The organism is Bartonella sp. MU37NMGALS (genome assembly GCF_042194015.1).
GTDB classification, from domain to species: Bacteria; Pseudomonadota; Alphaproteobacteria; order Rhizobiales; family Rhizobiaceae; genus Bartonella; species Bartonella grahamii.
The window spans coordinates 1-6,674 of record NZ_JBHIML010000031.1 but is presented as its reverse complement, the minus strand read 5'-3'; the positions used below and the strand labels follow the sequence as shown (position 1 = coordinate 6,674).

Below are 6,674 nucleotides of genomic sequence, written 5' to 3'. Positions count from 1 at the left end.
TAATATCACCCTATCAGAAAGCTATGATACCTCTAACGCAAAAGAAAAGCATGAAAAGTCTTTTGCTGGTGTGACAGCCTCTGCTGATATCGGTGTCCTTGGCACGGTACAAGGACTAAAAGATTCAGCGGACCGCATGAACAATAAGGATGGTAACAATACAGTTATTAATGGCATATTGACCGGCATGAAAATCAATCACCTCTTTAATAAAGGAGAGAACTTTATTAATTGGCTGACTGGCAACACAGGGGAAAAGGGGAACATAACCAAAGGACTGAGTAACCCATTAGGAGGGATGGGGGGCTCCACCAAGGATGCTCTTGCCAATATGGCTGGCGCATCTGGCAGTGTAACCGTGGGCTTTAAAACTGAGAAAACAGAAGCCTCTTCTCAAGTCTCCACAGCGGTGACAAATAGCATAGAAGGAGGGCGTTCTATTAATATCCATGCCCATGAAGGCAGCATCCATAGTGTTGGCGCTGATATTATTGCTGGTACCAATCCAATCTATGTGCTGGAAAATGATGCACAGAGCGGGAACATCACCATGGAAGCAGGTGAAGATATCACCTTTGAAAGTGCACAAAACACGCAAAGCACACAAAACAGCAGTGAAAGTGCTTCAATGAGTGTTGGCACCGGTTATGGCACGGGTGGCGCAGGGGCAACGGGTAGTGCTGCTTTTAGTCAAGGGGAAGGTTCCAGTGAGGAAGTTCAACACAAAAACAGCCATATTATAGGCACCGGCACTCTTCACACCATAAGTCAGGGAAACACCATACTGGCAGGCGCCGTGGCTTCTGCAGATCATGTAGAAATGGAAGTAGGGGGTGATTTTGCCATTACCAGCCGCAGTGATACGGGACAAACTTCCAGCAAGCAAAACTCTGTTTCTGTTGGTTTTGGTGCTGGACAAACGGGAGGTGGAGGCTCTATGAGCGCCTCTTTCCAAAAGGATAAATCCTCTAGTGATTATCATAGTGTTGTGGAGCAATCAGGCATCAAAGCGGGTGATGGCGGTTTTAATATCATTGTTAAAGACAAAACGACCCTAACCGGAGGACTTATTTCCAGCACAGCCTCGGCGGACAAAAACAGCCTGACCACAGGAAGCATCAGCACCAGTGATATTTCCAACAGTGCGCATGCTAAAGCCAGCAGCCATGGGTTTAGCCTTTCTGGGAACGATACGATAAAGAACATTGCCAAAAATGCTTTAAGTCATGGAAAAGCCAAAGATGCAGCAGAAGGGGAAACCAAATCCGCTATCAGTGATGGGACTATCATCCTTACTGATACAACTGGACAGAGGGCGATGGGGCAAGATGCTGGACAAATCATTGGCTCTCTCAACCGCAACACCGCTACAGCCCACCAAGCCGTTGCACCGGTGGACGCCACATCGCTTGAGGGGATCGTTCATAATCGCGTAGATATGATCAATGATTTATCGGATGAAGGATTGGGATACTGGGACAAAGTGCGCGAAGTCGCAAATGTTAAAGAGCATCCAGTAGGTGAGATTGCGCATGATGAAAATGGCAAAGTACTCTATTTAACCGATGAAAATGGAGAGTATATAAAAGACAGCGATGGAGAATATATTATTCTGTATCACTTTTTAAATGCTGAAGATGAGCAGCATTTACAAGCTGGCTCTGATGGCAACAGGCGTATGTTCTATAATGGTATTTTTAACACACCCGATGAAGCAGCCGGTAATGCTGTCCACTTAGCTGATAATGAACATGAACCCCTTTATTTTACATACCACCCACAAGCTAAAGACAGGCTCGTAGAGATCGGAGTAGCGATTTATGAGTATTTTGGGAGATGGAGTAATTCGACCAAGAAGTTACAAGATTTTGTCTATCGTTATGGTAATACAGGGGCGATTGTTAGTGCGCATAGCCGTGGTAGCTTGACAGTGGGCAATGGAATGCGTGACTTTGAACAGCATGGCATTCACGGTATAGCAGAAAAAACAGATATCTATCTTTTTGGACCAGCTGATAACTCTCAATCAATAGCGAATGCACTATATTATGTGAGTGATGGTAAAAAAGATCATATTTATTTACAAAACCATATATTCGATCCCATAGGTACAGGATTTGGTCACAATCCACCTACTGCTTATAAGGTACCCTTGAGGTTCCCTTATGCAATATTTCCACCAGCAACTCCAATGATAGAGCAAGGGGGAGCGTTCATCGGGCATAACCCTAGTACCCATAAGTGTTATGGTAATGCGGGGAAAAAATGTCAAGATAATTATGGAATACATCATAATACAAAAATTTATGCACCTTATGCAATTTTAGATAATTTAGGTTTAGGTTATTTATGGAGAAAAAAATGAATACACTGTTTAAATTATTAAGTGGGATAGTTCTGTTAAGTGTCTCTGGATGTGACATTGAAAACATTGACAAACCTCCTCCAGGGGAAGTACATGGGTGGTTGAAGGAGGGAGCAGATTTTACTGAGATAGGAAAAGCCCTCTTAGAATGTGGAATGCCGAGTCTTATCGATCTTGATTCAGAAAATAGAAACCTCAGTTTAAATCAAATGGCATCCATTGATGCTTGTATGGTCCAAGCAGGATTTCGTGATAGATACGGTGGTCCATATTGGTGCTATAATTATAAAGACCTTCCCATTTGTCAGCCTGGTGCTGTCATCCCGAAGAGAAGTGTCGAAAAGCGCTTAAACAGCCCGTTTTGTAAAAGAAGTCCAGTACAACCTGAGTGCAAACCTTAAGTTTTGTTTGTGACGATCAACAATCCGCCATCCTTGCCTTCGCTTGGAATGGCGCGATTGTTTTCTCACGCACATTATTTAACGGATGAAGAACAACAGAATTTACAAAAAGGTTCTGATGGCAAGGTTCATGTTTTCCTCAATGGTATTTTTACAACACCAGATGAAGCAGCCCATAATGCGGTTCAGTTGGCTGATAACAAGAATGATCCGCACTATTTTCTGATGTTCCCTCATAGCGATTCGCTCTTGGTAGAGGGGTTCATTGCAGGGTATCAGTATTTTCTAGAAGGTAAGTTGGGTGCTCTGACCAATTCGACGAAGAAGTACCAGAATCTGTTGTATAGCCTTGGCAATATAGGATTGCATGTTGATGCCCATAGCCGCGGCAGTATGACAGCGGGCAATGGATTGCATGATTTAGAAAAGCATGGTGTTCATGGTATAGCAAAGGAAACAACGATTAATTTCTTTGGACCAGCTTATAATACTCAAAACATGGCAGATACGTTATATATCCTAAGTGATGGAAAGCAGGATTACGTAAACTTGGAAAATCATAAATATGACTTTGTGGGTACAAAGATTGGCAAAAATCCTTATACCTTTGAGCAAATACCTCCTGGAAGTGGTCCTTGGAAAGAAGCAGGGCAAATATTTAAGGGCTACCCCAGTGTCCATGCTTGTTATGGTCATGCAGGTTATGCGTGTACATCGCGCTATGGTTCACCTAATCGTACGCCAATTTATTCAAAATATTCAGGGAGGAAAAAATGAAACAAATCTTGAAATTATTAAGTGGTCTCATTCTGTTAAATATTGCTGGATGTAACATTGATAAGCCTGCTCCAGGGTACTTGAGTATGTGGGAGAAAAATAGTGTTACTGATTTTACTGAGGTAGGAAAAGCTTTGTTAGAATGTGGTATGCCAACGCCTTATGATGTTGATCCAGAAAGTGAAAATATAAGCATTAATGCTAAAGCAACAATTCATGCTTGCATGCTCCAAGCAGGATTCCGTTATAAAGATAAGTTGGGAGGTAATTGGTGTTATACTTTTAGAACCGAAAACCTTCCCATTTGTCGTCCAGGTGCTGTCATACCACAGCGCAGTGTCAAGAAGCGCTTAAACAGCCCTTTTTGTAAAAAGTATAAAAATGCACCTGAATGCAAACCTTAAGTTTTGCTGTTTGTGATGATTAACAATCCGCCATCCTTGCCTTCGCTTGGAATGGCGGGATTGTTCCCTCAACCAATCATCTCAACACCCGAGCCCCCATAATTGTTATGCTGATGCGAGTGATGCGTGTAGATGGAATTACGGTTCATTTGGTTTTAAAAAACTTTATTCAACGAGAACAGGGAACAAAAAATGAAAATGTTGTTTAATTTATTAAGCCTACTCATTTTGTTAACGGTTACTGGATGTGACATTGAAAACATTGACAAACCTGCTCCAGGGTACGTGAGTATGTGGGAGAAGTCAGGTGCGGATTCTACTGAGGTAGGAAAAGCCTTATTAGAATGTGGAATGCCGAGTCTTATCGATCCTGATTCAGAAAATAGAAAGCAGAGCATCAATGCAAAAGCAACAACTTATACGTGTATGATTCAAGCAGGATTCCGTTATAAAGGGGGAGGGAGGCCGTGTTATACTTTTAAAGAGGAAAACCTCCCCATTTGTCAGCCTGGTGCTGTCATCCCGAAGAGAAGTGTCGAAAAGCGCTTAAACAGCCCGTTTTGTAAAAAGTACAAAAATGCGGATGAATGCCAACCTTAAGTTTTGCTGTTTGTGACGATCAACAATCCGCCATCCTTGCCTTCACTTGGAATGGCGGGATTGTTTCCTCAACTAACCATTTCAATATTGTTCACTGTTGTTTTCAGCAGCGGTGACAGGAAATATCAACAGGTTTATGAGCTCTGTTTTATCGTAAATAAATCCATTGAAAGAGGGGAAAAATGAAGAAAATCTTAAAACTGTTGAGTTGCATAGCTCTGTTAAGTATCACTGGATGTGTTAACTCAATTCCCTCACTTTCTCCAGCATTATGGAGAAATAAAATACTTTTAGAATGTGGAGTACCGGACCTTAATAAGGTTGTGGCGCTAGATTTGAATCAATTTGCCAGTATTGAAATGTGTATGGCGCAATCAGGTTTTCGTCCTAGCTTTACAATACAAGATTGGTGTGAAAACCATAAATCGGACAATCTTCCCATATGTCGTCCTGGTGCTGTCATGCCTCAGCGAAGTGTTGAGAGACGCTTAAATAGCCCTTATTGTAAAAAACATTCAGAACAACTTGAATGCCAGCCTTAAGTCTTGCTTCAGCAGAGAAAGCCTTGTCCGTCCTTACGTGACAAGGTTTTCTTTTTATGCTGCGTCGTTATAACGTTGCTGTTTTGCTTGCTCGATGACATTCAAAAGATCTGATTGTAACCAACGCGATAAAAAACCAAATTTTAAAGGTTTTGGCAAAGAGCCATTGGTAACATGACGGCGGAATGTTGAGACACTCATATGAAGCAATTTTGCACTTTCACGGTCTGTCAAAAGAATATCATTTTCTGTCATAATAATTTCCTTTCAAAAGTAAAAAAATGGTAACAAATCATAAGCATTTATTAACCATATTTTGGTTCATTTTTGAAGGTATTTTATTTATAGAAAACAATATTTTATCATATAATTTCTGATGTGATAAATTATGAGTCTAATTGAGAGCGAATGAGAGAAAAGAGAGCTAAAGTTATCCACAGATCATGGGGTTATTCACCCCATATCTTAAGATTGACCAGTGACATAAGCCGCCCATTTATCCATATAGACACGGCGTTGTTCTAGATAGTCAGTGCGACGATAGGCACGCTCTACTTTACCGCCGACCGTATGACTTAGAATAGTTTCAGCGACCTCATAGGGGGCATCGGTTGTTTCAGCGAGCCAATTGCGTAAACTAGAACGAAAACCATGGGGGCAGGCTTCAATTTTATTTTTTCTCATATACGCCGCCATCATCGTATGTGAAAGAGGACCACGACCGGTAAGTGAAAAGATGAAATCACTTTTAGAGATACAGTGGGCTTGTTCAATTACTTTTAATGCTTCAGATGATAAGGGCACGCGAAATTCTGTTGTAGTATCACGCTTTCCTTTCATATTCTCAGCAGGTATGATCCATATATCCCCATCAATTTGATCTTTATGAATAAGACGTAAAGGGTTAGAGCGAACCCCTGTAAGGATAAGCAGACGCAAAGCAAGATGTGTTATGTTTTGTGTTTTACAGAGGAACTGATAAAAATCTGGTATATCTTTCCAATCCATTGCTGGTCTATTAGTGATCTTATGACGTTGTTTTCCTAAGAGAGCACGTGCTTTTTCTGTTGCTTGTAAATCAACATCCAAACCCAAAGCAGCCGCATGTTTGAGACAAAGGTTGAGACGTATCAATGCTATCTGAGCTGTTCCAGCTTTTGTATGCCAAATGGGAGAAAGCGTATCGCGTATCTCTGTTTGTGTAATCTCTGAAACGGGGAGGCAACCTAATTTAGGGAGAATGTAAAGCCGCAAAGGTGAAAACCAATCACTAGCCTTACCATCTCTTTTTAATTCGGCTTTACGACTTTCAAAAGCATCCACGGCAATGTCTTTTAAGTAATGGAGATTGCTTATTGCTTCACGCTTTTGTTTTTCACGTTCTTTAATAGGGTCACGCCCTTCACGTAAAACAGCACGCCACCCAGTTGCTAATTCACGGGCTTGTTTTAAAGAGACATGTCTTAAGGCACCCAAGCCCATTTCACGGCGCCGACCATGAATGGTAAAACGGTAAATCCATTGAGCACCTCCATCTTTACGCTTATGAAGTAACAAGCCGGCACCATCATTATATTTGCCAGCC

Annotated in this window: 8 protein-coding genes; 6 read left to right on the top strand and 2 right to left on the bottom strand. The window is 41.6% G+C overall.

All coding sequences use genetic code 11. The features are described 5' to 3' along the window. The 6 genes from ACFIJP_RS08290 to ACFIJP_RS08265 all read left to right on the top strand — a co-directional run. Nucleotides 1–2,365: hemagglutinin repeat-containing protein (locus ACFIJP_RS08290; RefSeq protein ID WP_375626911.1), on the top strand; the 2,365-nt coding region annotated here is incomplete at its 5' end. Further along, entirely contained in the window at nucleotides 2,362–2,766 is a 405-nt protein-coding gene (locus ACFIJP_RS08285; protein WP_375626909.1) for a hypothetical protein, read from the top strand. The genes ACFIJP_RS08290 and ACFIJP_RS08285, both read left to right, overlap by 4 nt. A 9-nt stretch (nucleotides 2,767–2,775) precedes the next feature. After that, nucleotides 2,776–3,543 (top strand): hypothetical protein, encoded by a 768-nt coding sequence (locus tag ACFIJP_RS08280; RefSeq protein WP_375626907.1) that lies wholly within the window; start codon nucleotides 2,776–2,778, stop codon nucleotides 3,541–3,543. Further along, entirely contained in the window at nucleotides 3,540–3,947 is a 408-nt protein-coding gene (locus ACFIJP_RS08275; RefSeq protein WP_375626905.1) for a hypothetical protein, read from the top strand. Before ACFIJP_RS08280 ends, ACFIJP_RS08275 begins: the two co-directional genes overlap by 4 nt. Nucleotides 3,948–4,139: 192 nt before the next feature. Further along, nucleotides 4,140–4,547 (top strand): hypothetical protein, encoded by a 408-nt coding sequence (locus tag ACFIJP_RS08270; RefSeq protein WP_375626903.1) that lies wholly within the window; start codon nucleotides 4,140–4,142, stop codon nucleotides 4,545–4,547. A 182-nt stretch (nucleotides 4,548–4,729) separates the two neighbouring features. Then, the gene (locus ACFIJP_RS08265) at nucleotides 4,730–5,089 is read left to right on the top strand and encodes a hypothetical protein (RefSeq protein WP_273724680.1); all 360 of its coding nucleotides are present in this window, start codon (nucleotides 4,730–4,732) and stop codon (nucleotides 5,087–5,089) included. A 54-nt stretch (nucleotides 5,090–5,143) separates the two neighbouring features. Here ACFIJP_RS08265 and ACFIJP_RS08260 read toward each other — a convergent pair whose 3' ends face one another. Both ACFIJP_RS08260 and ACFIJP_RS08255 read right to left on the bottom strand, forming a co-directional pair. Continuing rightward, nucleotides 5,144–5,344 (bottom strand): AlpA family transcriptional regulator, encoded by a 201-nt coding sequence (locus ACFIJP_RS08260; RefSeq protein WP_015856172.1) that lies wholly within the window; start codon nucleotides 5,342–5,344, stop codon nucleotides 5,144–5,146. A 210-nt stretch (nucleotides 5,345–5,554) separates the two neighbouring features. Beyond that, a partial coding sequence (locus tag ACFIJP_RS08255; RefSeq protein WP_375626901.1) for a tyrosine-type recombinase/integrase occupies nucleotides 5,555–6,674 on the bottom strand: 1,120 nt, incomplete at its 5' end.